The organism is Paucibacter sp. PLA-PC-4, assembly GCF_026241155.1.
Classification (GTDB): domain Bacteria; phylum Pseudomonadota; class Gammaproteobacteria; order Burkholderiales; family Burkholderiaceae_C; genus Roseateles_E.
Genome location: NZ_JAPFGP010000028.1, coordinates 1 through 26,043, shown reverse-complemented (window position 1 = coordinate 26,043; position 26,043 = coordinate 1). Strand labels below are relative to the sequence as shown.

The 26,043-nt window shown below is 64.4% G+C and carries 24 protein-coding genes; 8 read left to right on the top strand and 16 right to left on the bottom strand.

The window, feature by feature from the left end; all coding sequences use genetic code 11:
• Nucleotides 1–575: 575 nt before the first annotated feature.
• The 4 genes from OOZ63_RS26960 to OOZ63_RS26945 all read right to left on the bottom strand — a co-directional run bounded on the left by OOZ63_RS26960 (nt 576) and on the right by OOZ63_RS26945 (nt 6,241).
• Nucleotides 576–2,147 carry a hypothetical protein gene (locus tag OOZ63_RS26960; protein ID WP_266008770.1) on the bottom strand — a complete coding sequence of 524 codons (1,572 nt, stop codon included), beginning with the start codon at nt 2,145–2,147 and terminating at the stop codon, nt 576–578.
• Between the two features lie 372 nt (nt 2,148–2,519).
• On the bottom strand, nt 2,520–3,506 hold the full coding sequence (gene dgcA, locus OOZ63_RS26955) for an N-acetyl-D-Glu racemase DgcA (protein WP_266008769.1): 987 nt from the start codon (nt 3,504–3,506) through the stop codon (nt 2,520–2,522).
• Nucleotides 3,496–4,524, bottom strand: a complete 1,029-nt coding sequence (locus tag OOZ63_RS26950; RefSeq protein ID WP_266008768.1) for a DUF1611 domain-containing protein — start codon at nt 4,522–4,524, stop codon at nt 3,496–3,498. The genes dgcA and OOZ63_RS26950 overlap by 11 nt, the downstream gene beginning before the upstream one ends.
• Nucleotides 4,525–4,567: 43 nt before the next feature.
• A complete protein-coding gene (locus OOZ63_RS26945) occupies nt 4,568–6,241 on the bottom strand; it encodes a serine hydrolase domain-containing protein (RefSeq protein WP_266008767.1) in 1,674 nt (557 codons plus the stop codon).
• Nucleotides 6,242–6,448: 207 nt separating this feature from the next.
• Between OOZ63_RS26945 and OOZ63_RS26940 the strand changes: the two genes are divergently transcribed.
• The 5 genes from OOZ63_RS26940 to OOZ63_RS26920 all read left to right on the top strand — a co-directional run bounded on the left by OOZ63_RS26940 (nt 6,449) and on the right by OOZ63_RS26920 (nt 11,126).
• On the top strand, nt 6,449–7,021 hold the full coding sequence (locus tag OOZ63_RS26940) for an RNA polymerase sigma factor (protein WP_266008766.1): 573 nt from the start codon (nt 6,449–6,451) through the stop codon (nt 7,019–7,021).
• Nucleotides 7,018–8,004 carry a FecR family protein gene (locus tag OOZ63_RS26935; RefSeq protein ID WP_266008765.1) on the top strand — a complete coding sequence of 329 codons (987 nt, stop codon included), beginning with the start codon at nt 7,018–7,020 and terminating at the stop codon, nt 8,002–8,004. Before OOZ63_RS26940 ends, OOZ63_RS26935 begins: the two co-directional genes overlap by 4 nt.
• 497 nt (nt 8,005–8,501) lie before the next feature.
• A complete protein-coding gene (locus OOZ63_RS26930) occupies nt 8,502–9,440 on the top strand; it encodes a type IV toxin-antitoxin system AbiEi family antitoxin domain-containing protein (RefSeq protein ID WP_266008764.1) in 939 nt (312 codons plus the stop codon).
• The gene (locus tag OOZ63_RS26925) at nt 9,427–10,281 is read left to right on the top strand and encodes a nucleotidyl transferase AbiEii/AbiGii toxin family protein (RefSeq protein ID WP_266008763.1); all 855 of its coding nucleotides are present in this window, start codon (nt 9,427–9,429) and stop codon (nt 10,279–10,281) included. Before OOZ63_RS26930 ends, OOZ63_RS26925 begins: the two co-directional genes overlap by 14 nt.
• 137 nt (nt 10,282–10,418) lie before the next feature.
• A complete protein-coding gene (locus OOZ63_RS26920; protein ID WP_323055799.1) occupies nt 10,419–11,126 on the top strand; it encodes a FecR family protein in 708 nt (235 codons plus the stop codon).
• A gap of 97 nt (nt 11,127–11,223) precedes the next feature.
• Here the strand turns inward: OOZ63_RS26920 and OOZ63_RS26915 are convergent, their stop codons facing one another.
• Entirely contained in the window at nt 11,224–12,186 is a 963-nt protein-coding gene (locus OOZ63_RS26915) for a sodium-dependent bicarbonate transport family permease (RefSeq protein ID WP_266008762.1), read from the bottom strand.
• Between the two features lie 129 nt (nt 12,187–12,315).
• Here OOZ63_RS26915 and OOZ63_RS26910 point away from each other — a divergent pair, with 129 nt between their 5' ends.
• Nucleotides 12,316–13,209 carry a LysR family transcriptional regulator gene (locus OOZ63_RS26910; protein WP_266008783.1) on the top strand — a complete coding sequence of 298 codons (894 nt, stop codon included), beginning with the start codon at nt 12,316–12,318 and terminating at the stop codon, nt 13,207–13,209.
• A 13-nt stretch (nt 13,210–13,222) separates the two neighbouring features.
• On the opposite strand, the gene OOZ63_RS26905 is transcribed toward OOZ63_RS26910, so the two are convergent.
• From OOZ63_RS26905 to OOZ63_RS26885, 5 genes are all read right to left on the bottom strand, one after another.
• Entirely contained in the window at nt 13,223–13,804 is a 582-nt protein-coding gene (locus OOZ63_RS26905; protein WP_266008761.1) for a GNAT family N-acetyltransferase, read from the bottom strand.
• A 7-nt stretch (nt 13,805–13,811) separates the two neighbouring features.
• On the bottom strand, nt 13,812–15,173 hold the full coding sequence (locus tag OOZ63_RS26900) for an MFS transporter (RefSeq protein ID WP_266008760.1): 1,362 nt from the start codon (nt 15,171–15,173) through the stop codon (nt 13,812–13,814).
• A 272-nt stretch (nt 15,174–15,445) separates the two neighbouring features.
• A complete protein-coding gene (locus OOZ63_RS26895; protein WP_266008759.1) occupies nt 15,446–16,288 on the bottom strand; it encodes a GNAT family N-acetyltransferase in 843 nt (280 codons plus the stop codon).
• A gap of 53 nt (nt 16,289–16,341) precedes the next feature.
• Nucleotides 16,342–17,967 carry a gamma-glutamyltransferase family protein gene (locus OOZ63_RS26890; protein ID WP_266008758.1) on the bottom strand — a complete coding sequence of 542 codons (1,626 nt, stop codon included), beginning with the start codon at nt 17,965–17,967 and terminating at the stop codon, nt 16,342–16,344.
• A 5-nt stretch (nt 17,968–17,972) separates the two neighbouring features.
• On the bottom strand, nt 17,973–18,941 hold the full coding sequence (locus OOZ63_RS26885) for a Bug family tripartite tricarboxylate transporter substrate binding protein (RefSeq protein ID WP_266008757.1): 969 nt from the start codon (nt 18,939–18,941) through the stop codon (nt 17,973–17,975).
• A 98-nt stretch (nt 18,942–19,039) separates the two neighbouring features.
• Between OOZ63_RS26885 and OOZ63_RS26880 the strand changes: the two genes are divergently transcribed.
• Entirely contained in the window at nt 19,040–19,948 is a 909-nt protein-coding gene (locus OOZ63_RS26880) for a LysR family transcriptional regulator (RefSeq protein WP_266008756.1), read from the top strand.
• 62 nt (nt 19,949–20,010) lie between these two features.
• Entirely contained in the window at nt 20,011–20,658 is a 648-nt protein-coding gene (ureG, locus tag OOZ63_RS26875; RefSeq protein WP_266008755.1) for an urease accessory protein UreG, read from the top strand.
• 15 nt (nt 20,659–20,673) lie between these two features.
• Here ureG and OOZ63_RS26870 read toward each other — a convergent pair whose 3' ends face one another.
• The 6 genes from OOZ63_RS26870 to OOZ63_RS26845 form a co-directional block, all read right to left on the bottom strand.
• On the bottom strand, nt 20,674–21,159 hold the full coding sequence (locus OOZ63_RS26870; RefSeq protein WP_266008754.1) for a DUF6265 family protein: 486 nt from the start codon (nt 21,157–21,159) through the stop codon (nt 20,674–20,676).
• 63 nt (nt 21,160–21,222) lie between these two features.
• Nucleotides 21,223–22,035: a helix-turn-helix transcriptional regulator gene (locus OOZ63_RS26865; RefSeq protein ID WP_266008753.1), complete on the bottom strand. Its 813-nt coding sequence runs from the start codon at nt 22,033–22,035 to the stop codon at nt 21,223–21,225.
• 641 nt (nt 22,036–22,676) lie between these two features.
• On the bottom strand, nt 22,677–22,991 hold the full coding sequence (locus OOZ63_RS26860) for a type II toxin-antitoxin system RelE/ParE family toxin (protein WP_266008752.1): 315 nt from the start codon (nt 22,989–22,991) through the stop codon (nt 22,677–22,679).
• Nucleotides 22,988–23,260, bottom strand: coding sequence for a YlcI/YnfO family protein (locus tag OOZ63_RS26855; protein ID WP_266008751.1), 273 nt, complete (start codon nt 23,258–23,260; stop codon nt 22,988–22,990). Before OOZ63_RS26855 ends, OOZ63_RS26860 begins: the two co-directional genes overlap by 4 nt.
• Before the next feature lie 349 nt (nt 23,261–23,609).
• Nucleotides 23,610–24,155 carry a hypothetical protein gene (locus OOZ63_RS26850; RefSeq protein ID WP_266008750.1) on the bottom strand — a complete coding sequence of 182 codons (546 nt, stop codon included), beginning with the start codon at nt 24,153–24,155 and terminating at the stop codon, nt 23,610–23,612.
• 152 nt (nt 24,156–24,307) lie between these two features.
• The gene (locus OOZ63_RS26845) at nt 24,308–25,312 is read right to left on the bottom strand and encodes an integron integrase (protein WP_266008782.1); all 1,005 of its coding nucleotides are present in this window, start codon (nt 25,310–25,312) and stop codon (nt 24,308–24,310) included.
• Nucleotides 25,313–26,043: the final 731 nt, after the last annotated feature.

The window sequence follows — 26,043 nt, the reverse complement described above, 5'->3', positions numbered from 1 at the left end:
CAAGTTTGCGCCGATTGCCCCATAGCCAAACGCAACTAGATCCTTAGCGTACAAAACAAAAATCTTTAAGCTAAGAAAGAGCGAAATCTCCGCCTTTGGAATTATCTGCTCGGACTTCTGAGCATGGTCACTAATTAGTCCCAGGTTTCCATAAAGGATTGCAGCCATCACTATCAGAGCTATTCCAAAGACAAGACACGAAGTTCGCGTTTTCCCGCCTCGCGTTACATAAAGATATGTAACACAAAAAAATGCAACCAGCATGTTCGCCAGCGAAGACCAGAAGAGATTTCCGCCAAGTCCCCGATTAGTGGCGACTGGCATTAGGAAGGGCGCAGCGACTCCATAAACAATCGCAAGAATTGAGAGAAACGTCAAAAAACTGAGACGGGACGGCTTGGGCATACGCGAGATTTCTCCCAATTAGCTATGGATTACTTTTAGCGGAGTGATTAGGCGCCCGCTGGGAAACAAGGGTCCGGCGGGCAGGTTGAATTCGAAGGATTCCGATTCAAAAATTCGCCTTGCGCGTGACGCGACTATCAATCGCTGCGGGAGGTTTCTACAGACCTTCCTTAGACATCAGCCAGTGCCAAAGCCAAGCGCGCGTGGGAAGCTTCCCAAGCAACGTCAATCAATGATCCGCGATCTTTGACCGCTCGGGCCTCTGCTGACATATGTCCTTCAAGCCAATAGCCAGCCCCACCCGGAACAGCATTTAGTTCAACAGCGTGGGCAAGCAGTTCCGGCAAATTTGCTTCGCCTGCTCGAACTGCCGCAATGATCTGCTCAAAGCCGTCGATGGAAACAAAGAATACGTGCGTCAGGGGCAGCAGTGTCTTCGCAACGTCAGTAGGGTAGGCGATGGCTCCAGCGGAACATATCGCGTCAAGAACCTCGCCGCGCCCCACAAATAGGTCTCGACTCGTCACGACCAAAAGATAGTTCGTTTGCGTCTGAGCGACCTGGTCAAAAATCAGGTCCCCTGAGTCCAACATCTCTGCAACTTTTGCGCCCTGCACCACCGCCTTACACAGATCCCTCAATTTATGTCTAACAATCTCGGGCATCGTTGCTGTGATGACCTCATCGGGATATAGGCCCATCTTGGCCTCAATGAGAACATTGCACTGATCGAATGGTATTACGGCCTCCACCGAAGAGCTTTGCGAACCTCGTGAATTTTTTATATCCGCCTCGGTATATAAATATTGATGAGCATCTCTTGCCAGTTCGACAACATATTTTTCAAACACCTTGCTGAATGGCTCGGAGTATTCTTTGCCCGCATCAGAAAGGCGCAAATGAACAGCGTCCTCCAGCGCCCGCGAAAGAACAGTAGGATGCCAAACAAAGTAGACATCGGGAGAATGCCGATACAATGGAAATCGTTTGAAAAATGGGAACTCAAACAGTTCAGATCTGCGCCGATGAGCAAGCCCCTTGCCTAGACCCATATCTTCAGCACCAAGCAATTCTTCCCGGAGCCCTTGGAGATCACGCGAAAACATTCCCAGCATTCGGTCGATGGCCACCGTACCGTATTCCTTCTCCAGTGGCTTAAAAAAAGATCTATTAAAGCCCGGCTTATTCTCTCCAAACCGCGCGCTGTAAATCACGATGGCCAGATCTACGAATTGCTCCGGCGTAAGTTGCCATTGCGCATGAAAGAGCTTTCGCAGTCCATGGTCGGCTGGGAGTCGCGACAGCAATGCTGGGATTCTGACAAATGCTCGCGTAGCTTTTCGCTGAAATAGAACCTGTACAAAAACCCTTGGCCGAATTAGTGGATGGGCAGTTCCTCCCAGCTTCTGCTTCAGTAAATCACCTTCGAAGTTCCACAATTCATCTATCAAAGCCGCCAATCGCTCCTTGGTCATCGGGGCGCCTACGTCGGCAAACACCATTCGGTCGAGTAACGCCCACTTCACGATGAGCATTGGCAACCAAGGGAAACATCGTAGCGACTCGACAACATCGTCGGGAGGGAGGGACGTCATGCGCAACGCTTCCTCCACCAACGAGCGCAAGCTGAATTTACGGAGTTGGTTTCTAAACGCCTTGAAGCGCACATCGAAGGGCAACCGCTCGGCAGCAGTTTTGGTGACGCTGCCAGCGTCGGGGCGTTGGAACCTAAGGGATGTCATGGTCAGGAGCGTACATTGCTCCGAACCTGCATCAGCCGCTCTCGTGACACCGAGCGAAACGGATGCCAAAAACGTTGGGCGCTAAGGTGAGGTCGGCACCAGTGCCAGCGGCGGCCCTGGTGAGAGGCGTCAGGCTTCACCAGAGCCGCAGTAGGTAGGTCTTGAATCTGAAGGGGGTTAGATTCAAGAATCGCCCCCCGACTATGGCAATTTGTTGCGTTCACGGCGATACCGTTTGTTGCCGCGACCAGGTCTTGTACAGGTCTTGTACATCACCTTAAAGCCGTGCCCTGCGGCTTCGTCATCTGACGCTACATCGCTGTCCAGGGCTAGCGCCCCGCCCACTCGCGCCCTGCTTCGACCCCCTGCCGCTCAGCCCCAGAGCGCCGGCTCGGCAGCGCCGAGCAAAGCACCTTCGTAGTGCATGGCCTGGTTGCGGTCGGACCGCATCAACATCGGGCCGTCGAGGTCCACATAGCTGCAGTCCTGCGCGATCAGATGAGCCGGGGCCATGGCCAGCGAGGTGCCGCCCATATTGCCCACCATCAGCCCGAAACCCAGCGCCTTGGCCTCGCGGGCCAGGGCCAGCGCTTCGGTCAGGCCGCCGGATTTGTCGAGCTTGATATTGACATACTGGTAGCGGCCCACCAGCGCCGGCAGCGAGCTGCGGTCCACGCAGGACTCATCGGCGGCCAGCGGGATGGCGGATACCAGCCCGTCGAGCTGCGCATCCGTGCCGCGCTCAACCGGCTGCTCGATCAGCTCGACGCCCTGTGCCTGCAGCTCGGGCAGGATGCGTTCGAGCAGCTCGCGGCTCCAGGCCTGGTTGGCATCGATGACCAGGCGGGCGGACGGATGCTCTTCGCGGGCGAAGCGCACCATATCGACATGGCGGCTTGCATCGGCCTTCAGCTTGAGCAGAGGCAGGGGCCGGGCCGCGCGGATCTTGCGACGCACATCGGCCTCGCTGCCCAGGCCTATCGTGTAGGCCGTCAGCACCGGTGCGACGCGCTCCAGGCCCGCCAGCTGCCAGGCGCGGCGGCCGGCCTGCTTGGCGCGCAGGTCCCAGAGCGCGCAGTCCAGGGCGTTGCGTGCGCCGCCGGCCGGCAGCAGCTGCATCAGCGCCTCGGTCGACAAGTCCTGATGCAACCGGGGCCGCAGCGCCTCGATCTGCGCGGCCATCGAGAGCGTCGTCTCGCCCTTGTAGGGCACGCCGGTGGCCTCGCCGTAGCCGGTGCGGCCCTCGCGATCGGACAGGCGCACGACCAGCACCTGGATCTCGGTCATCACGCCGCGCGAAATCTCGAACGGCTCCTGCAGGGCCCAGCTCTCGCTGGTGAGCGTGCAATCAAGCAACATGGGAATACTCCTTGGTTGGGTGGATGGCTTGGGCCAGGCGCTCGACACCGCCGCGCATCGGATCGACCACGGGCAGGCCCAGCTCGGCCTCGACGCGGTCGCGGTAGGCCAGCCAGTCCGCATCGCTGAGCGCGGACGAGTTGATGCTGATGCCGACGCAGCGCACCGCCGCATTGGTCAGGCGTGCGGCCTGCAGGTAGGCCTCGATGGCCTGAACCAGCGATGGGGTCGGGAAGTCGGGCAGGCTGGCGATGTGCTGCCGGCCGGCGTGGTGACACAGCACCAACGCGTCGGGCTGAGATCCATGCAGCAGGCCCAAGGTGACGCCCGCATAGGCCGGGTGAAACAGCGAGCCCTGGCCCTCGATGACGTCCCAATGCTCGGGCTCGTTGTCCGGCGAGAGCTGCTCGGCCACGCCGGCGACGAAGTCGGACACCACCGCGTCGATGGCCACGCCGCTGCCCGAGATCATCACCCCGGTCTGGCCGGTCGCCCGAAAGCTGGCCGGCACGCCGCGCGCCTGCAGAGCACGAGCCAGCGCCAGCGCGGTGTACTTCTTGCCGAGCGCGCAGTCGGTGCCCACCGTCAGCACCCGCTGTCCGCTGCGCTTGCGGCCGGTGCCAGTCACACGCGGCCAGGCGCCGTGGCGCACGTCCTGCAGTTGCACGCCGGCGGCCTGAGCGGCGGCAGCCAGCTCGGGGATGTCGCTCAGCCGCGTGTGCAGGCCGCTGACGATATCGAGACCCGCGCGCACCGCCTCCAGCAGGCTGGGCAGCCAGTGCGCCGGCAGCTTACCGCCGACCGGCGCGATGCCGATCAGCAGCGAGCCTGCGCCGGCGGCGGCGGCCGCAGCGATGCTCATCGCCGGCTTGCCGGTGCTGACAGTAGCCTCGGGAAAGGCCAGCTCGCCGAGCACATCCTCGGGGCACCAGTCGGCCACCCCGAAGGCGGTCTTGGCATCGACGGCCGAGCTCACGTCGCCGAGGAAGATCAGATAGGGTTTGCGCAGTACAAGCATGTCGGAAAAATCCGTAGGGGAAAGAGGAAGAGAAGACGGGGAATCAGTCGCCGCAGCGTTCAAACAGCAGCTGGCGGGTACGCGGCGTGTCCAGACGGAAGCTGGCCGGACCACTCAGTGGCCCGACAGCGGGCGTGAGGCGCAGCACCGCATTGCCGCCATGGGCCAGCGGCATGTCGAGCGCCTGGCAGCCGAACACCTCGGCCGAGAGGGCCCGCAGCTCGAAGCGGTTGCCGCCATAGGCGCCACGGATCTGCAGCAACAGGCGCTCGCCGTCGACGGCGATGCGGGCCTCGGCGTCGAGCTCGGCCGAGCGGTAGCGCCCCAGCAGCGGCGCGCCGGCCTCGGCCGGCGGTGTCTCGGGCAACAGCTCGCAGCGCTCCCGGCGGCCATCCGCAATCAGATCGAGGTGCGGCGGTGCCACCGCAGCGGCCAGCGGCGCGGTCGACAACAGGTACTGCCCGATGCCGCCTTCCTCGAAAGGCTTGCTCAGCTGCGCGCCCTCGTCGCGCAAGGGCATGGCCGGCCCCTCCAGCAGGCTCAGGCCCAGCGCGGCGCCGGCTCTGGCGAAGCCAAAGACCAGACCCGTGTCGCGGCCCCGGTAGCGCCGGCCCAGCACAGACGCAAAGCGCTCGGCGGACGCCGGCGCCGCTGAGCGGCCGAGCACTTCGTCACCCAGCATCGCATCAACGATGCGCAGCGCCAGCTCGCGCGGGCTGCACGGCGCACCATTGCCGATGATGATGATGTCCAGCGCCTGGCTCGGCACGGTCAGCATCTGGCTGGCACCGCCGATCACGGCACCCGGATGATGGATCACTTCAATGCCGCGGTAGTCGTGCCGCATCAGGCCCAAGCCGTAGGGTGTGTGGTGGCCGTTGGCCAGCCGCGTTGGCGCCAGCATTTGCTGCCAGCTGTTCGTGCTTCCCACGCGCTTGTGCGGCGCGCGCAGATGGGCCAGCCAGCGCAGCATGTCGTCGATGCTGGAGACCATCGCGCCCTCGCCGCGCAACTCCTCGGTCGGGAAGATGCCGCGCCGCCAGCCGCCGCCTTGCGCTCCCGGCCGTGGCAGGTGCAAGGTGGCCGTGCCGGGATGCAGCTCGAAGTCGCTGGGCACCGAGGCCGTGTCATGCATGCCCAGCGGCGTGAAGATGCGCTCTTGCAGGAACTGCTCGAAGGGCTGGCCGCAGACTTCCTCAATCACTCTTGAGAGCAGCTGGTAGCCGCTATTGCAATAGATCACCTGGCTGCCGGGGGCGAAGTTGGCCTCGCGCTGGCGCCGCTGCACAGCCCAGGCCACGCCGGCCGGCTTGATCGCCATGCCCTCGGCGATGAAGCCCAGGTCCAAGTAGCAACGGTAGCCGCTGGTATGGTTCATCAGCTGGTGCAGGCTCGGCTCGATCCCCTGGGCAGAAATCGAGGGTAGCTCGGGCAGATAGGCGCGCACCGGCGCGTCAATGTCAATCCGGCCCTCCTCGGCCAGCAGCAGCGCGGCCAGGCAGGTGAACTGCTTGCTGGTCGAGCCGATGCGCATGCGGGTCCGGGGGGTGTTGGCCACGCCATGCTCGACGCTGGCCAGGCCGATGCCGCGCCGGTACAGGCTGCGGCCATGCTGGGCCACGCCGACGACCAAGCCCGGCGCATCGCTGCGAACCAGGGGGTCGAACAAAGCGTCGAGGGCGACGACGCGGGGATCGGGTTGCGGGGACGGGGGCATATCGGATCGGCTCAAGGGCTGTGCTGCAAAACCAAGACGAGGCAGCGACCGATATCCGCGAAAACCCTGGGTATCTACCAAGGTCGAACGGGCTTTCAAGATTTCTTTGCATCCCGAGTACCGGATTTCTGCGGGTGCTTCGTCATCAGAAGCAGGCGGACACCGCACGACGGATCGTGGCAAGCTCTGCCGACATGAGGAGCCGTGTTGAACACTGATGAGTTGAACGCCTGGTTCGTGGACCAAGTGCTGCCGCTGGAAGCCATGCTGGAGCGCTTTTTGCGGCGCAACTGGCGCGATATGGATGAGATTCCCGACCTGCGTCAGGAGGTCTATGCACGCGTCTACGACGGCTGTGCACGGGGTAGGCCCGACTCGGCCCAGGCTTTTGTGCTGACCACCGCGCGCAATCTGCTGATCGACCGCGCCCGGCGCGCACAGATCGTCTCGATCGAGACCTACGCCGACATGGACGCGCTGGCACCGACGCTGGACGAGCTGAGCCCGGAGCGACACCTGGCCGCGCGCAGCGAGCTCAAGCTGTTGCAGGTCGCGCTGAACCTGCTGCCGGCGCGCTGCCGCGAAGTGATCGAGCTGCGCAAGATCGAGGGTCTGTCACAACGCGAGGTGGCCTCACGCATGGGCATCACCGAAGACACGGTGGAGCGCCAAGTCTCCAAGGGCGTACGCGCCCTGGCGCTGGCGCTGCAGGCAACGGGGCTGGGCAGCGCTGCACGCAGCGTCGCCGCGCCGTTGAGAAAGGGACGGAAAACACAATGAAGAACAAAGAACTCAATGACATCGAGGCCCGCGCGGCCGACTGGATCGCCGAGCGCGACCGCCAGGATGGCCGCCTGCCGCTCGAGCGCCAGGCCGAGCTGGACGCCTGGCTGCGCGCGGCGACCGCCCACCGCGTTGCCTTTTTGCGCCTGGACCAGGCCTGGCAGCGCGCCGACCGCTTGCGCGCGCTCAAGGGCGCAGCCCCGGCCTTCACCCCGGCGCCGGCACCGCGTCCCAGCGGCTGGGCCTGGGTTGCCCGCTCCCCGGTGCGGCATGCTGCCGCCGGCCTGAGCCTGGCGACGCTGGCCCTGGTGCTGGGTCTGAACTTCGCCAAGCCGGCGCAGACGCAGAACTACGCCACCGAGCGCGGCCAGCGCGAGTCGGTCATGCTGACCGACGGCTCAAAGCTGACCCTGAACACCGCCACGCAGCTGCGCACCGAGGTGACACCCCAGGCGCGCCAGGTCTGGCTGGAACACGGCGAGGCTTTTTTCGACATCGCCCATGATGCCAAGCGCCCCTTTGTCGTCCATGCGGGCAAGCAGACGGTGACGGTGCTGGGCACCAAGTTCTCGCTCTACCGCGACGGCGACAAGCTCCGCGTGGCTGTGCTCGAGGGTCGCGTCCAGGTACAGGCCGATCAGAACCGCCCTGCAGTACTGACCCGTGCTGACACCGCGCTGGCCGACGCCGGCAATTTGCTGCTGACCAAGCTGTCACCCCAGCAACTCACGGCCAGCCTCGGTTGGCTCCAGGGCAAGCTGGTCTTCAACGAAGTCAGCCTGGCCGAGGCCGCGCGTCAGTTCAACCGCTACGGCCGCAAGCAACTCGTCATCAAGGACGACGCCGCCTCGCGCATCCTCATTGGCGGGGTGTTCGATGCCGCCAATGTCGAAGCGTTCGCGCGCCTGCTGCACGCCGGCTTCGGTCTGCAGGTGCAGGTCCACAACGAAGAGATCCAGATTTCCAGCCCGGCCTCGTGAGCAGGGCTTCGCCGCGCCAGTCTTGCAATCTGCCCCTGATGCCCGACTCGTAGCGCATGCATAGCAAGACGTTGATCAGATGCGGCGACACAACGGACATGCAGAAGTTGCGTAACGTTTCGGCCCTGCAGGCCAACAGGGAACCCAGTCACGAATTCAAGGGTCCGACGGGGCATTGAGGACTGCTCGACCAAGTGCAGTGCTCTCTGTTGCCCGGAGAATTTTTTGAGAAGTCATCGAGATATTTCCAGTCCACGTCCTGGCCCATTCTCCACATCTCAACGTGCCCTGTCTGATGCCCACCAAAGATGCGTCTAAGCTACGTCCTGAGGACGTAGCTTAGCATTCTTATGAAAACATGGATTCAGCATGTCGTTTAGAGCCCTGCAAAAGGGAAAAGAGCGATTGACAGGCCAATCTCAAGGTGCTACGATTCGTCCTAAGGACGAATCGTAGCACCTGTATACAGTAGCGCGCATGCTTAATGCAGTCCCGCCATGACCCGAGAAAAAAAACCACGCATCACGATTCCCGCCGCCCTGGGGCAAGCCCTCAGCGAACGTGGCAAACCAACGGTTTCGCTCTACGAACTCGCTCTGGCAGCTTGGGATTTGTGCAAGCACACCGAGCTTCACGGCGTGCCTCTGCGGCCACACAAGTCTCAGTTGGATAGAGGGTCATTCCGACGCTTTCAACAACTGATGTCACTCAACGGCGTCCTGCGCCCTATCCCGGGCATCTCCGGGGCATCCGTCTACTTGCTTATCGGCGCAAGCGTGCGTGATGCCAAGGTACTGGCCTGCGCAGCCGATCCCTTCTGCTACATCTCCCACCTGAGCGCGATGGAATTTCATGGGCTGACGGACCGCATGCCTGAGCAGTTGTATGTCTCCGCCCCCGCTCTAGGCCCCTGGAAGCAATTCGCCACAGAGCAAATGCATAAGGACCTTGGGGAGGACTATCCAGATTACATCGCAGCAGGGCTGCCGCCGCTCCAACGCTCCAAGCCTGAGAAGCTGTTGGGCAGGCCCGTCCACCAATTCACAAGCCTTCACCTAGGCGCCTATCGCAGCATCAAGGATCAGCACATCCGAGTGGCTTCGCTCGGGCGCACGTACCTCGACATGCTACGCGACCCTCAGCTATGCGGCGGTATAAGCCATGTCTTGCAGGTCTACAAGGAACATGGGCAGCAGTCACTGCGCCTAATCCTTGACGAGCTCGATCAGCATGGCAAACCCATCGACAAGGTGCGTGCAGGATGGGTTCTTGAATCCGTCTGCAACCTCCGCGATTCCAGGATCGACGCTTGGACGGTCTTCGCCCAACGCGGCGGTTCCCGAAAGTTGGATGCCTCGGTCGAGTACAGCCCCGAGTTCTCAGAGCGTTGGGCTCTGTCCATCAACGTACCCATCTCTCAGAATGAGCAAGCTTGATCTTCAAGCCTGGGTGGACGCAGAGCCGGAATCGAGCCGCCGCGAGTTCCGACAGGCCGTGCACCTGATTCTTCGAGCCATTGCGCGCTCAGAGAAGCTCGCGCCCATCATGGTCATGAAAGGTGGGATCCTTCTGGGAATCCGCTATCAGAGCTCCCGATTTACCAAGGACGTGGACTTCTCAACGCAGCAAAAGCTCCAGGACGTCGACCTGCCGACCTTTGCTAGTCAGATGAAGCAGGCTCTCGAGCTCGTGAGCATCGACAACGACTATGGCCTGGCAATCGCACTGCAGTCGCACGCCCTGAATCCCAAGAGGGAGGACAGCCTCTTCGCGACTCTGCAAATGAAAATTGGCTACGCAAATCGGGCAATAGCCAATGAGGTCAAAAGACTCAATTCAAAACAGTCTGCCAAAGCCGTCCAGATCGACTACAGCTTCAATGAATGGGCGTCAGATGTCGAAGTGGGGGAGGTCGACGGAGGGACGTTGGCAATGTATGCATACCATGACCTCATCGCGGAGAAGCTTCGATCCGTACTACAGCAGCCGATCCGCAACCGTGCCCGATTCCAAGACATCTATGACCTGTGCCTGCTGCTTGACTGCATTCAATTCAACGACGAGGACAGGTCCCTGGTGCTGCGCAAGCTGATGGCAGCCTCCGAGGATCGCAAGGTGCCCATGGACCCAACAGCTATGCGAAGCGAGCAATTGCGCGAGCTATCTAAGCGCGAGTACCCGCAGATCGTGACGCTCATTGCTGCGGTGCCACCAGCATTCGACGTCGCGTACGGTCGTGTGCAAGCATTCTATGAGAGCCTGCCTTGGCGCGTGTAAGCCCTGTCCCCGAGCACTGCATCAGTCAAGGTCCACGACAGGCTACGCAATCGCCTCCACATAGGACAGCGCTGGCACTGACAAATCAGATGACTTGAGGTGAAAGATCAGCGGCCGGCGCCCTAGCCGCCGGTGACCTGCAGGGTGTCAACGGCCGCGAAGCCGGCCGACTGGAGCTGGGTCTGATCCACGCCAAGCCGGCGCAGACGCAGAACTACGCCACCGAGCGCGGCCAGCGCGAGTCGGTCACGCTGACCGACGGTTCAAAGCTGACCCTGAACATCGCCACGCAGCTGCGCACCGAGGTGACGCCCCAGGCGCGCCAGGTCTGGCTGGAACACGGCGAGGCTTTTTTCGACATCGCCCATGATGCCAAGCGCCCCTTTGTCGTCCATGCGGGCAAGCAGACGGTGACGGTGCTGGGCACCAAGTTCTCGCTCTACCGCGACGGCGACAAGCTCCGCGTGGCTGTGCTAGAGGGTCGCGTCCAGGTACAGGCCGATCAGAACCGCCCCGCAGTGCTGACCCGTGCTGACACCGCGCTGGCCGACGCCGGCAATTTGCTGCTGACCAAGCTGTCACCCCAGCAACTCGCGGCCAGCCTCGGTTGGCTCCAGGGCAAGCTGGTCTTCAACGAAGTGAGCCTGGCCGAGGCCGCGCGTCAGTTCAACCGCTACGGCCGCAAGCAACTCGTCATCAAGGACGACGCCGCCTCGCGCATCCTCATTGGCGGGGTGTTCGATGCCGCCAATGTCGAAGCGTTCGCGCGCCTGCTGCACGCCGGCTTCGGTCTGCAGGTGCAGGTCCACAACGAAGAGATCCAGATTTCCAGCCCGGCTTCGTGAGCCAGGCTTTGCCGAGCCAGTCTGGGCAGCAGCTAGATCGGCGCCCAGTCCCTGACGCCATCATCGGACAAGACGCCGCCCATCCGTTCTCGCAACTTCAGGCCAAGCGCTGGGCCAGCGACGCGTAGAGCGGAATTCCAACCAGTATGTTGAAGGGAAACGTCAGCCCGAGCGACATGCCGAAGTACAGCGAAGGATTGGCCTCGGGAATCGCTTCACGCACGACCGCCGGCACAGCGATATAGGACGCGCTCGCGGCCAGCACCATCAGCAAAGTCGCATTGCCCACAGACAGGCCCGCAGCTGCGGCAAGCGCAAAAGCCAGCGCAGCATGTACCAGAGGCCCGCCGATCGCGTAGGCCAGCAGCCAGGGCGACTGTCCTTTCAAGGTCCCGAAGTTGCGCGCCGCCAACAGCCCCATATCGAGCAGGAAGAACGCAAGCATGCCTTTGAACAGGTCGCCGGAGAAGGGCTGCATCGCCTGCTGACCGGCTTCACCGGTGAGCAAGCCCACCACCATCGCCCCGAGCAGCAGCAACTGCGCACCGTCGGTGAGCGACTCATGCAAGATCTTGCTGATGCCATGCGGCGCGGCGCTGTCTGCTGCGCCCGGGCGGCGGCGCGCCATATTCGCCAGCACCACGGCCATCACGATCGCCGGCGACTCCATCAGCGCCATCGCTGCCGCCATGTGTCCGCCATACGGGGTGCCTTGGGTCTCCAGATACTGCACAGCCGTGATGAAGGTGACCGCACTGACCGACCCGTAGGTCGCGGCAATCGCCGCGGCGTCAAAACGAGACAGCCGCCTCACCAGCAACGCGTATCCGATCGCCGGCACCAGCGCAGAGAGCGCGAGCGCGCAGGCCAGGCTCACCAGCACCTCGGCCGTCAGACCCGACTTCGCCAGCGCAAAGCCCCCCTTCAGCCCGAGCGCCATCAGCAGGTACAGCGACAGAAAGCGCGCGATCGGCGGCGGGATCTCAAGATTGGAGCGCAGCGTGCCGGCAACAATGCCGAAGACGAAGAACAAGATGGCGGGGTCGAGAAAGTTCTGCATGGCGGGGCGCTATGCTCGGCCCGACAAGCAATAAGAACAAGTCATATGTTCAGATTCAAACCATCGACAAATCCGATGATCGATTCAACTCAACCTCCGGGTCTGGAGCGCGTTCCTCGCGCCAGCTTGGTGCAGCTGCGCAGCTTTGAGGCCGTCGTGCGGCTGGGCGGCGTCGGCCGCGCTGCCCGCGCGCTGCACCTGGCGCAGCCGACAGTCTCCACACAGATCAAGGAGCTGGCGATCGCGCTTGAGCTCGTGCTCTTGGAGCCGCAGGGCCGCAAGCTCGTGCCGACCGCAATCGGCGAGCGCCTGGCCCTGGCGGTGCGCTCGATGGGTGCGGTCTGGCAAGGATTCGAAGAGGACGTCGCGGCGCTGCAGGGGCTCAGGCGTGGCCGCCTGCGCATCGCCGCCGTGACGACAACCGAGTACTTCCTGCCCGATCTGCTCGGCCCCTTCGCGCGCCAGTATCCGGGCATCGACATCGAACTCGCGGTCGAGAACCGTGATGCCGTGGTTGCACGCCTGGAGCGCGGTGACGACGAATTGGCTGCGATGATGTTGCCGCCGACCCATCTGCCGCTGGCCCGGTGGCCCTTTCTTGACAACCCGCTCGTGATCATCGCGCCTGTGGGGCACGCTCTGACGAAGCGACGCCGACTGAAGCTGTCCGAACTGACCGGCGAGCCGCTGCTGGTGCGCGAAGCCGGATCGGGCACCCGCGCCGCTGCCGAGCAGGCCTTTGCCGCGCAGAGCATCAACTGGCCGCCGCGCATGGCGCTGGGTAGCAACGAAGCGATCAAGCACGCGGTGCGCGCGGGACTCGGGCTTGCGGTGCTCTCACGCCATACGCTGTCGCACAATCCGGCCGACGACGGTCTCGCGGTACTGCCTGTGACCGGTTTTCCGTTGCGCCGCCAGTGGCATCTCGTTTGGCGTCAAGATCGAGCACTGTCGCTGCCAGCGCGGACCCTGCTCGACGATTTGAGGGCCCGTCTGCAAGTCAAAGCCAGGCCGCGAGCCTAAGCTGCGCCGCCCCTCAAGCGATCCTCGAATACACCCGCGTATCGCGCAGCTCCCCACTCGGGCACAAGGTGTCGCGCCGCAGCACGCCCTCGAGCTCGAAGCCGCAGCGCTCGGCCACCGCGCGGCTGCGCAGGTTGCGCTCATCCATGCGGATCTCGACCCGGCGAGCGCGCAGCTCGTCGAAGGCCATGCGGGCCAGCGCCTGCACGGCTTCCGAGACATAGCCCTGCCCCTGGGCGCTCGTGCGAATCCAGTAGCCGATCTCGAAGCGCCGCACCGCCCAGTCGAGGCGGTGCAGTCCGGTGCCGCCCAGCAAGCGGGCGGCCTGTTCGCTGCCCGGTTGGCGCAGGTAGAACTGGTAGGCGAGGTCGCTGCGCAGGATGAATCGGGCCAGTTGGTGGCGCAGCACCGTCTCGCTCTCCTCGATGCTGGGCGCGGTCTGCGCCCATGGCATCCAGGGCTTGAGCTCGTCCAGCGATTCGCAGACTGCCGCATTCAGCGCTTGGCCCAGGCCGGCGCGCGGCGCGGCGATCACCAAGCGCTCGGTCAGCAGGCGCTCGGGCACCTGGATCAGCACGGGGTCCGGTGTTGCCATCACGGTCTCACTTGTTGGGAATCAGATCCGGCGCCCGGCCGGGCATCGCCTCGGCACCCAGCCCGGCCTCGACATCATCGGCGCCATCCGGCTTGGGCAGCTCGCGCACCTCGCGTATGGTCGCGTGGCGCCAGGCCAGCAGCGCCAGCAACAACGCGCCGCAGCCGGCAAATGCCAGCGCTGAGCGCAAGCCGAAGTGCTCACCCAGCCAGCCGCCCAGCAGCGCACCAGGGCCTGCCGGAATGAGGATCAGCCAGCGCATCGTGCTGGTCATGCGACCCAGCATCGGCGCCGGCGTCACCGCCTGGCGCAAGGACAAGAAGTTGATGAAAATCAGCACCGCGCCGATACCGAAGGTGAACAGCATGAAGGCGAAGGCCGCCACGCCCCAGGCATTGGCGGGAGCGACCGACAGCAGCAGCCAGCCCAGGCCGCAGACCGCAAAGCCCAGCACCAGACAGGGCCCGGGACCCAGCCGACGGCTGATGCGGTGGCCCATCACGCTGGTCAGCACGGTGCCGGCACCCAGCGCCACGTAGGACAGGCCCACGGTCTGACCCGACAGCCCCAGGGTGCGGGTGGCGAACAAGATCTGCACGACGATGGCCGCGTTATGGCAAAGCTGCCAGCAGCCCACGGCCGTTGCCAGGCTGACCAGCAGGCGCTTGTTGCGCACGAACTGCACACCGGCCTTCAGGTCGCGCCAGAAATCGGCATTCTTGGCCTTGACCGGCTCTTCGTTGACCTTGATGCCACGCAGTATCAGCGCCGAGATCAGCACCAGCACGGCATCCACGGCCAGCGCCATCGGCGCGCCCAGCACCTTGATCAGCGCACCGGCAAAACCCGGGCCTGCAACCTCGGCGCCGGACGAGGCCAGCGCGTTCTTCGCGTGCGCCTCGACCAGGCGCGAGCGTGGCACCACCTGGGTCAGCACGATTTGCGCGGCGCTGCCGGCCGTCGTGTAGACCGTCCCCAGCACAAAGCCGACCACATAGAGCCAGGTCATCGACAGCCAGCCCATCCAGTGCGCCAGCGGCACGGTGGCCACGACGAAGGCCAGCAGGGTCTCACCCCAGACATAGACCGGCAGCTTGCGCACCCGGTCCAGCCAGACGCCCGAGGGCAGCGAGAACAGCACAAAAGGGGCGATCTCCATCGCCGTCAGCAGACCCATCTGGGTGGGGCTGGCGTTGAGCAGCACGGCCGCGGTCAGCGGCAGGGCCAGCATCGTGATCTGCCCGCCCAGCGAGCTGATCAAGATCGAGGTCCACAGCCGGCGGTAGACCAGGTCGCGCAGCAGATCGCCGGGCGGCAAGGTCAGGGCTTGTCTGAGCTGGTCAAACCAGGACGTGGGCCGGGTTTGCATAGGATTCTCCAATGAGGGCAGCACCTCGCCCTTGTGGGGCCAGGTCTGAGAAAAACGAGTGAATCAGGGAGCGCAGGGGGGGCGCGTCAGACCGACGCGCACGGCAAACCGCCAGCACGGACGCGCACGCCCGCGGCACGGTGTGTGCGGGGTCTGCTGCGGTCGAGGAGCTTGGTCATGGGTCTTGCCGGGTTGAGGCCCTCATCGTACAGGCCGGCTTGACGGCGGACAAGCCGCGCCGGTGCCACGACGAAGCCCAAGCTGGGGACAAATCACGCCAATCGCACATCATGGGCCGGACGACGCTGCGCGCCCCAGTAGCGGCCCTCGCGCCGAAAGCCGACGCTCTCGTAGATGCCGATCGCCACATCGTCCGGATCTGCGCACATCACCAGGCGCTGCAAACCCATGCCGGCCAGGCCGTGGCGGCTCACCCCTTGGATCAGCGCGCTGCACAGGCCGCGGCGACGCCAGGCCGGGTGCGTGCCGACATGCTGGAAGCGGCCCAGCGCGCCATGCCTGAACAGACCGCAGTCGGCCACCAGTTCATCGCCATGCCAGATGCCGAACCAGCCCCCCAGACCGGCCGCCTGCATCGCCGCGTAGCGGGCCATCTGGCGCTCGCGGTGCTGGCGGTAGTTGACCGGCTCAAAGCCGCTGTCGTTGGACTCGCACTGCAGCGTCACCGCCGCCCGCCGCTGGGCCGGGTCCGAAAGGTCGACCAAGGCAAACCGAAATGCGCCACCCAGCGTCTTGGTCGGCTCGCGCAGCTGCGGCTCGCTCAGGCTCAGCTGCGCGGTGCCAAAAACTTCGAAACCGGCCGCCAGCCAGCCCGGCAGCGCGGCCTGCGGCGAGCGGGTGTCGAAACCGATCGCGACATGGCCCGACTCGCGTGTGTGCTGCCCCACCTCTTGGTCAAAACGGTTCAGCCAATGGGCCAGGTCGGCGTCGTGCGGTGCCTCGGGCAGCACGATGCAGTTGCCCCAGTAAAACAGCGGGTTGGTCGGCGTGCGAACCACCAGGCAATCGGCGCGCTCGACCACCAGACCGTCAAATCGCGCGAAGATCAGATCGGTCTGCCAACCGAGGGAGAGGGACTGCAGCATCGTGCTCATCAGCGCACGTTAGCAGCCCTCGTCTCAACGCCCAAGTGTCGGAAATAACGGTGTCAGAAGCCCACCGCCGCGCCGTCCCGGCGCGGATCGCTGGCCGCCACATAGCCGTCCACAGCCGGATCGCCCTGGCGCCAGATAAACTGGCCGGCACCGAAGTCCTGGTAGCTGTCGTTGATATCAGCGATCTGGTGACCCAGTGCGCGCAGGCCGTTGACGGTGTCGGCATTCATCGCCGATTCGACATTCAGCGACAGCCCCTCGTTGTAGCGCCAGCGCGGCGCATCGCAGGCGGCCTGCGGGTTCTGGCCGTAGTCCAGCATGCGTACCAGCGTCTGCATATGGCCCTGCGGCTGCATGTTTCCGCCCATCACGCCGTAGCTCATCACCGGCTGGCCGTCCTTGGTCAGAAAAGCCGGAATGATGGTGTGGAAGGGGCGCTTGCCCGGCGCCACCTGATTGGCATGACCTTCTTCCAGCGTGAAGCCATGGCCGCGGTTTTGCAGCGACACGCCGTAGCCCGGCACGACCAGACCCGAGCCAAAGCCCATGTAGTTGCTCTGGATGAAGCTGACCATCATGCCGCTCTCGTCGGCCGTGGTCAGGTAGATGGTGCCGCCCTTGACAGGATTGCCGGCCTTGAAGTCCTGAGCCCGGCCCATATCGATGAGCTTGGCGCGCTCGGCCAGATAGGCCGGATCCAGCATCTGTGCGGCCGTCAGCTTCATATCGCCGGGTTCAGCCACGTAGTTGTAGACATCGGCAAAGGCCAGCTTCATCGCCTCGATTTGCAGATGCTGCGAGGCCACACTGTCGACCTTGTGTGCGGCCACGTCCAGATGCTTGAGGATGCCCAGCGCGATCAGCGCGGCGATACCTTGGCCGTTCGGCGGGATCTCATGCAAGGTGTGGCCGGCGTAGTCCTGCGCAATCGGCTCGACCCACTCGGGGCTGTAGCCGGCCAGATCGGCCACGCTCATCGCACCGCCGGTCTGCTTGGCGAAGGCCGCGATCGCCTCGGCCACCTCGCCCTGGTAGAAGGCCTGGCCCTTGGACTCGCCGATCAGGCGCAAAGTACGCGCCGCGTCCTTGAACTGGAACAGCTCACCGACCGCCGGCGCCCGACCCTTGGGCAAAAAGGCCTGGGCAAAGCCCGGCTGCGAGGTCAGCTCCTGGACCGCCGCGGCCAGCGTCCACTTCTGCTGCACGATCACCGGCACCGCATAGCCGCGCTCGGCGATCTCGACCGCTGGCGCCATCAGATCGGCAAAAGGCAGCTTGCCGAAGCGCTCGCTCAAAGCCACCCAACCGGCCACCGCGCCGGGCACGGTCACGGCATCCCAGCCGCGCTTGGGCAGGCTCTTGGCATCGGCGCCGTACTTGCGCCGAAAGTACTCAGGCGTCCAGGCCTGCGGCGCGCGGCCCGAGGCATTCAGGCCATGCAGCTTCTTGCCGTCCCAAAGGATGGCGAAGGCGTCCGAGCCCAGGCCGTTGCTGCAGGGCTCGACCAGGGTCATCACCGCCGCAGTGGCAATCGCCGCATCCACCGCATTGCCGCCCTGCCCCAAGATGCGCAGGCCGGCCTGGGCCGCCAGCGGATGCGAGGTCGAGACGATGTTGCGGGCAAACACCGGCATGCGCTGGCTGGCATAGCCGCCGTTCCAATCAAAGCTCTGAGTCATCACATTCACTCCACAGAAATCTTGCGTTCACGAATCAGGCGGCCCCAGCGCTCGCTGTCGGCCTTGACCATCGCGGCGAACTGCGCCGGGCTTGCATTGCTGACCGGCTCGGCTCCCAGCCGTGCCAGGCGCTCACGCACTTCGGGCGACTGCATGGCGATGTTCAGCTCGCTGTTGAGCTTGGCCACCACGGCTGTCGGCAAGCCCTTGGGGCCGTAGACGCCGAACCAGGTGATGGACTCAAAACCCGGCAGGCCCGACTCGGCCACCGTCGGCAGCTGCGGCGCCAGCGCCGAGCGGCTCTTGCCGGTGACGGCCAGCGCCTTCAAGCGCCCTTCCTTCACGTGCGGCATGCCGGAGACGATGGAGTCGAACAGCAGATGGACATTGCCCACCACCAGGTCCGGCACCGCAAGCCCGGTGCCGCGGTAGGGAATATGGGTGATGAAGACATTGGCCTGGGTCTTGAAGGCCTCGCTGGTCAGGTGAACGATGGTGCCGTTGCCGCTGGACGCGTAGTTGTACTGGCCCGGCTTGCTCTTGACCAGCGCGATCAGCTCGCGCACATCCTTGACCGGCAGCGAGTTGGGCACCAGCACCACATTGGCCGCATTGGCCACATGGGCCACAGGTGTGAAGTCCTCGTCGACCTTGTAGGGCAGCCTGGGGTTCAGATGCGGGCCGATGGCATGGGTGGAGCTGGTGGTCAGCACCAAGGTGTAGCCATCGGGCGCGGCCTTGGCGCCCTCGGAAGAACCCAGGCTGCCGCCGGCACCGGCCTTGTTGTCGACCAGCACGGTCTGGCCCAGCTGGCTGCCGAGTTTCTGCGAAATCGCGCGCGCCAGCAGGTCGGTGGCGCCGCCGGCCGGAAAGGGCACGATCAGGCGTATAGACCGGTTGGGATAGGTCTGGGCCAGTGCGTTCAGACCGACCAAACCGAGACCCAGGACCAGGGCCAGGTGGCGAAACTTCATCGTCGCAACTCCATCAACTAGGGGCTACCTGATTGTGAGCCGGCGCCGATGACAAGAAAAGCTAATAATTCTTGGCTTCATCACAAGGAATACTTGCCATGCCGAGCCTGCGCAGCCTGAAGAGCTTTGTCGCCGTGGCCCGTTGCGGCTCGTTCGCAGCAGCCGCCGCCGAGGTCTCGCTGACCCAGGCGGCCGTCAGCCTGCAGATGCGCAATCTGGAGCAGGAGCTCAAGCGCGCGCTGTTCGACCGCAGCGGCGGCCCCGGCGGCCAAAGCGGACGCCGGGCCCAGCTCAACGCGGCCGGCCAGGCCCTGCTGCCCTGGGCCGAGCGCATGCTGGCGCTGGACGCCCAGCTGCATGAGGAGCTGCGCAGCGCGGCGCGGCGCGCCGACCCGATGGCGGGCGCCTACCGCATCGGCGCGGTGGTCTCGGCGGTGGCGCCGCTGGCCCATGCGGTGGTGGCGCTGAAACAGCAGCATGCGGCGCTGGAGCTCAAGCTGGTCAGCGGCAAGTCCGGTGAGCTGGCCGAGATGGTGGAGAACGGCCAGCTCGACGCTGCTGTGCTGGTGCGAGGAGCTGGCAAGACCCCCGCCGGGCTGGGCTGGAGCGTCTTGTACGAAGAGCCGCTGGTGCTGCTGGCCCACGCCGACGGCAAACGGCGCAGCGCCGCCCAGCTGCTGGCCGAACAACCCTTTCTGCGCTTTGACCGCAGCGAGCGCACCGGCATGCTGCTAGACAAGGCGCTGCGCACGATACAGGCCCCGGTGCAAGAGTTTTTGGAGCTCAACTCGATCGAGGCCCTGGCCGAGCTGGTGCGTCAGCGGGTCGGCGTCAGCCTCTTGCCGCTGCTGCGCCGGGCCAGCTGGGCGCAAGACCCGACACTGCGGGTGATTGCCTTGCCCGAGCTGCCTCTGGTGCGCGGCATCGGCCTGCTCTACCGGCGCGAGGCCCGGGGTGCGCTGACCGAGGCCATCGTGCAGCAGTTCGCCCAGCAGCAGCCGCATTGAGCTCGGAGCCCGCAGCTTGGCACAATGCTTGCTCAACAGTTTCATCACATTGAGCCCGCATCATGAGCACAGCCCTGCACTCCATCCCCGGCCGCAGCAAAAAGCTGCCACCGCTGCGCGTCGGCGTCGGCGGCCCGGTCGGCTCCGGCAAGACCACCCTGGTCGAGGTGCTGTGCAAGCGCTTGCGCGAGCGCTATGACCTGGTGGTGGTCACCAACGACATCTACACCAAGGAAGACCAGCGCCTGCTGACCGTGGCCGGCGCGCTGGAGCCCGACCGCATCATGGGCGTCGAGACCGGCGGCTGCCCACACACCGCGATCCGCGAGGACGCCTCGATCAATCTCGAGGCGGTGGACCGCATGCTCAAGCTCTACCCGGATGCCGACATCGTCTTCATCGAGTCCGGCGGCGACAACCTCGCCGCGACCTTCAGCCCGGAGCTGTCGGACCTGACGATTTATGTGATCGATGTCGCCGCCGGCGAGAAAATCCCGCGCAAGGGCGGCCCCGGCATCACCAAAAGCGATCTGTTCGTGATCAACAAGACCGATCTGGCGCCCTATGTCGGCGCCAACCTGGACGTGATGAAAGCCGACACGCAACGCATGCGCGGCGCGCGCCCCTTCGTGATGAGCAATCTCAAGACCGGCGCCGGACTGGACGAGGTGATCGCCTTCATTGAGACCAAGGGCTTGCTGAAGGCCTGAAGCGCGGGGCCGGGTTCAGCCCGGCGCGGCCTCGCAGCGGGTCCGGCGCATGCTGAAGTCGATGCGCTTGCTGCGGCCCTGGGACTGACCCTCAATGCGTGCTTTGAGCAGCCCCTGCTCCAGCGCATAGACCACCCGCTGCGGGAAGTCATGCGCCGGGTTCTCGAACTGCGCCTCGGTCTCGCTGAGCGAGACCAGCGCGAAGGCCACGGGCTTTTGCTCGCCCACGGTCGCGACGAACTCGATGCCCCCCGCCGCGCTGCGGCGGATCTGCATGAACTCATGGCTGCTGGTGCGGCCGCGCTTGACGGTGCGGCTAAGCCCCAGCAAGGTGTCGCCAGCCAAGGGCAACCAGTGCTCGACCGAACCCGGCTCGCTGCCCTCGGGCACCCAACAGCCGGCCAGCCAGGCCAGCTTTTGCAGCTCATGCGCGGGCTCAGCCAGGGTCGGGGCCGCTATAACGCTCAACAGCGCAGCGAGCAGCAAAGGCGTTTTCAACATGGCGGCATCCTTGCGGTCCATCGATGCTCGCACTCTAGACCGTCGGCGCAGCGCCGGCTTGCATCAATGCGACATGCCCGCCGCACCCGTCATCGCGGCCGCCAGGTGGGCACGCTGTGCAATGAACTGGCTGGCCGTGCAGCCCAGGTAGCGGCGGAATTCGCGCGCCATCTGCGGATGGTCGCTGTAGCCGGCACTCTGGGCCGCCGCGCTGAAGGAGCTCGCGCCGGCGTCCAGGGCGTCAAAGATGCGCCGGAACCGAACGATGCCCAGATGCTGGCGCGGCGTCAGCCCCACGGCGTGGGCGAAGCGCCGCTCCAGCTGACGCAAAGACAGCCCGAGCTGGCCGGCCAGCACGGCTAGCGGCGGCGCAGGCTCGGTCTCGATGGCGATCAAGGCGCGCTCGACCACCGCATCAAGTCCTAGCGGCGCGGCCAGGCAGCGATGGCCGATATAGCTGGCCAGCCGGGCCACCCGACTCTCCATGGCTTGAGCGGGCGCCAGCGCCTGCAGCAGTGGCGCGGCCCCCTGCGGGTCCAGCGCCAACAGACTCAGACGCCGGTTGGTGGCCTGGCGGGCGTCGCCATGCAACAGCATCGCCGCTGCGGCCGGCGCCAGCCGCGCACTCAGTACCGAGGAACGTCCTTGCCCCCGCAGCATCAAGGGCTCGGTCAACTGCCCCGCCAACAGCGCAGGCGGCTGCACCCGGGCCTGCGCACCATGCAACTCAAGATAGGGCTCGCCCAGGTGGATGATCAGCTCGCAACGCCCATCGGGCGCGATCCGCTCGATCGCCGTGGACGCCGATTCGAAGCTCCAGAACCGCTCGACCACCGCCGACAGCCCCGCTCCCGTCGCATACTCGAAATAGGACAAGATTGGCTCCCAAACTCTGACCGCTGGCAAGCGAGCCGATTCTCGCCGGGGCCGCTGCATGCCCTCCGTTTGATTGGAGCTCCCCCCATGAGCGCAGCAACGATCACGCCCCGTCGCCACTGGACATTGTGGAAGCTATAGCCGCGCCCTGGAGCGATCTGCAAACCCTGTTGGGCGCTCGCGGCGCCTGTGGCGGCTGCTGGTGCAGGGCTTGGCGCTGCAAGCGCCGGGACTGCAAGGCCGGCAAGGTCGAGCTCAATCGCGAACGCCGAAGAGCGCTCTGCCGCAGCGGACTGACTCCAACAAATAGAGTAAGGCCGAACAACATAAAGCTCGTCGGACTTTTTGTGTTTTGGGAGCCTTAGGCCTGGGTACTTCTCATTGCGCGAGGCTAAGTGCTCTGGCCTAGCCGATTTCAAGTACCGACACATTTACGTCCGGCTGAATTGCACTGGCAGTGCAATGAGTGATCCTGTCAGCGTATGGATCGGATAGATCAGGAGCAGCACGTTGTGCTTGGTGTCGAGAGCTTTGCCAAGGCATTCGCGCCTGTTGCCGTTACGCGGTTTCCAGTGGACTTGACCATCTCGGCCGACAGCCGGTACAGGTAGGTCCGCACACCGCGCTGCTGCCCGAATAGGTCAATGGAAGTCTTCCTCGCGTTGATGGCGTGCGCCGATCACTAGCACCAACTGGGGCGAGCGGATGTCGAAGCGAAGGATGTAGCCGGTGGTGCCGAACGGGATGATGAGTTCGCGAAGCGTTGATCGGGCCCCAACCTTGCGGTAGCTGTACGGCGTCGTCGACAGGTGGCTCAGAGCGGCTTGTCGGATGACTCTGACCGCCTCGTCGGCTACATCGAGGTCTTCGCGCGTCTCGGCCCGGTTGAGCAGCAAGTCGTAAAGCCGCATTAGATCGTCTTCAGCGCCCTGCGTGAAATCGACGGCGTAGCTCATCCGCCCAGCTGCTTGCGGCGCTTAGCCAGCTTGGATTCGAGCTTGGCTATGACCTGGGCGGCAGGGATGGACACTCCTGTGCGCTCATAGTCGGCCAGGGATGCGTCGCAACGCGAAGCGAAGTCAGTTTGGACGCGCCGGTACTCAACGGCGTTGCGCACAGCGACCTCGACGAAGTCGGTCAGTGTTTCGCCAGGGCGAAGCACCGCCTCGAGGCTGGCACGTAGCTCCGTTTCAACACGGACTTGGGGGATGAAAGCGTCTTTCATTGCCACATCGTAGTGCAAACGCACTACGATCCCAACCCCTGCTCGCACTGGGCCTGGTTGCCCGGTTCGAAACGCTCCGAAGCTGCCGTTGGTGACCTTCGGATCGTGGCCGGGTGCGGGTGCCCGCTCGGCCAACGTCATCGCCTGAGATCAGTCGCTCAAAGATTGCGTCCTGAACGGCCGCTTCAGGGCGAGCAATTCCGAAAGCTGGCGGGCTCGGCCCGGCCAAGTGCAGCCGATGGTCAGCGCCCGCCCGGCGACAGCTTCGCCCTAAGCGGCCGTTCACAGAAGCCGTGGACCATCTCGAAGAGCCAACACCCCATCGGAGCTGGGGAGTGATCCCCACCTTTCAGCGCCCCAGCAGCTTCCGCGCCTCGATCACTACCAACCCGCGCCAGCCTGCCTGGTCCGGGTCGACCTGAAACCGTTCGCGCACGATGCGCTTGGCCTCCGGCTCAACGGAGGCGATTTCCGCGGCCGAGGGCGGTCGGCGCAATTCGGCAGCACGCCGGGCCTGCTGAGCGCGCTCGGCCTCGGCGCGTCGCATGCTCTCCTCGTGCTCACGCAGCAAGCGTTGCTGTTCGAGTGCCTCAACACGCTCCGTCTCAAACTGTGCCAGAAGCCGCTCCGTGTTCTGCGCCAGCAGCGCCCGCTCTTCGGCGGTCAGCAAGCGAGCCTCGGCGCGGCCGTAACGAGGGTGGCCGGCGCGGACGATGTCAGCGAACAGCCGGGCAAAGCAGTCCGAGCCGAAGACGCTCGCATGACCATACTGCCGCACGACATGGATGCGCTTGTAGACGCTGTGGCCACAACCCGGCGCTTGGCAGACCACGCGGTCGGCCTGGTCGACCTCGACGATGGCGAGGAGCTCGGGACTGTCGAACAGATCGTCCATGTGTACATTCATGTGTCGCCGCCAATCCAAATCTTGGCAACCATGCTGACTGCCTACCGAGCTGCGTGGTGGGCACCGATTAACAGGGGCGGCCGATATTGATGCCCCCAGTTTCCGCAAACTGTAGTGCGCCGCACCCAGAAAGCGCAAGGCTACGTGGGATCGAGCCGGTCCAGCGGACTGCGCACCGCCCCGCCGCCGAGCTTGAGCACATGGGTGTAGATCATCGTGGTCGCCACGTCCGCATGACCCAGCAGATCCTGGACCGTGCGGATGTCATAGCCGTCCTGCAGCAAGTGGGTTGCAAAGGCATGACGCAAGGTATGCGGGGTCGCAGGCTTGGCAATGCCGGCGGCCATGACCGCGCGCTTGAACGCCCGCTGGAAAGTCTGGTCATACAAATGATGGCGACGCACCACGCCACTGCGCGGATCGGTGGAATGGGTCGCCTGCGGAAAGACCCAGAACCACACCCATGAGGTGCTCGCTTGCGGGTACTTGCGCTCCAGCGCATAGGGCAATTCAACGCCACCCCTTTGTTGAGCGGCGTCCTCCGCCCACAACAGCTTGGCCTGCGCCAACTGATCGCGCAGCGGCTGCACCAGGGTTTGCGGCAGCATCAAAACCCGGTCTTTGCCACCCTTGCCCTCGCGGACGATCAAGGCCTGGTGCGAGAAGTCAACATCCTTCACCCGCAACTGCAGGGCCTCGTTGATCCTCATGCCCGTGCCGTACAGCAGCCGGGCCAGCAGCGCATGCACACCCTGCATCCCCGTCAACACGACCGTCACCTCATCCCGGCTGAGCACCACCGGCAGGCGGCGGCGCACGCGGGGGCGTTCCAGCTCTGCCACCCAGGGCAGGCCCAGCTGCAGCACCTTGGTGTACAGAAACACCAGGGCCGACAGCGCCTGCTTGTGCGTCGAGCTGGCCAACTGGCGCTCGTCAGCCAGCCAGGTCAGAAACGCCTGCACCTCTGGCGCCCCCATGTCTCGAGGATGACGCAGCCCGTGGAAGCGGATGAAGGATTTGCACCAATGCACATAGGCCTGCTCGGTGCGCCGGCTGTAGTGCAAGTACCGAACCCGCTCACGCACCTGATCCAGCAGCCGGGGCGCCTGAAGTGGTGGCAACACGGTCGCCAGGGCGGGGCGCATGGCGCCGCGTGGCAGCGTCGAATCGAAGGGAATCTGCGGCATCGCCAAGCTACCTCGCAGTGGTGGGCGTTAGCCCTGCTTGTGCGGCGCTGACCGGGCTGGCACAGTGCCGACACCCGCTGCCGCTTTGTGCATGAATTTAGTACTGTATGAAAAAACAGTCAACAACCAAATATCGCCGCCCCCTCAAGGACTTGCACGTGTTGCCGTGCCCGTGGTTATGCGGCACCCGCCGGAGTTATCCGGCAGGGCGTGCTGCCTAAACTAGTAGTTAAAGTGCAGACAAATGCAGCCCTCTCCTCAGAATCTGGCCCAAGAGGCCACGCGTGCGACGGAAATGCTGCAAGGCAAGGTCGTGGTGCGAATCGCTCGCCATCGTGAGACCGAGGTCTTAGTCGAGTTCACCGACGGCACGCGCCTCTTCGTTGATCGGTCCGAGTCTGCAATTGAACTTTCCATCACAGGCGGAGCGTCGGAATGAGTCACGTCGACAAGCCAATTGAGCGATTGTTTGGTTGCCGCCGAATGAGCACGAATCGGCCGTTCGGTCAGCGCTTTAACCGGTCGCTCCATCGGACGGCTTCGCCGCCCGCTGAGCTCGCACGTTAAAGTGCAGACAAATGCAGCCCTCTCCTCAGAATCTGGCCCAAGAGGCCACGCGTGCGACGGAAATGCTGCAAGGCAAGGTCGTGGTGCGAATCGCTCGCCATCGTGAGACCGAGGTCTTAGTC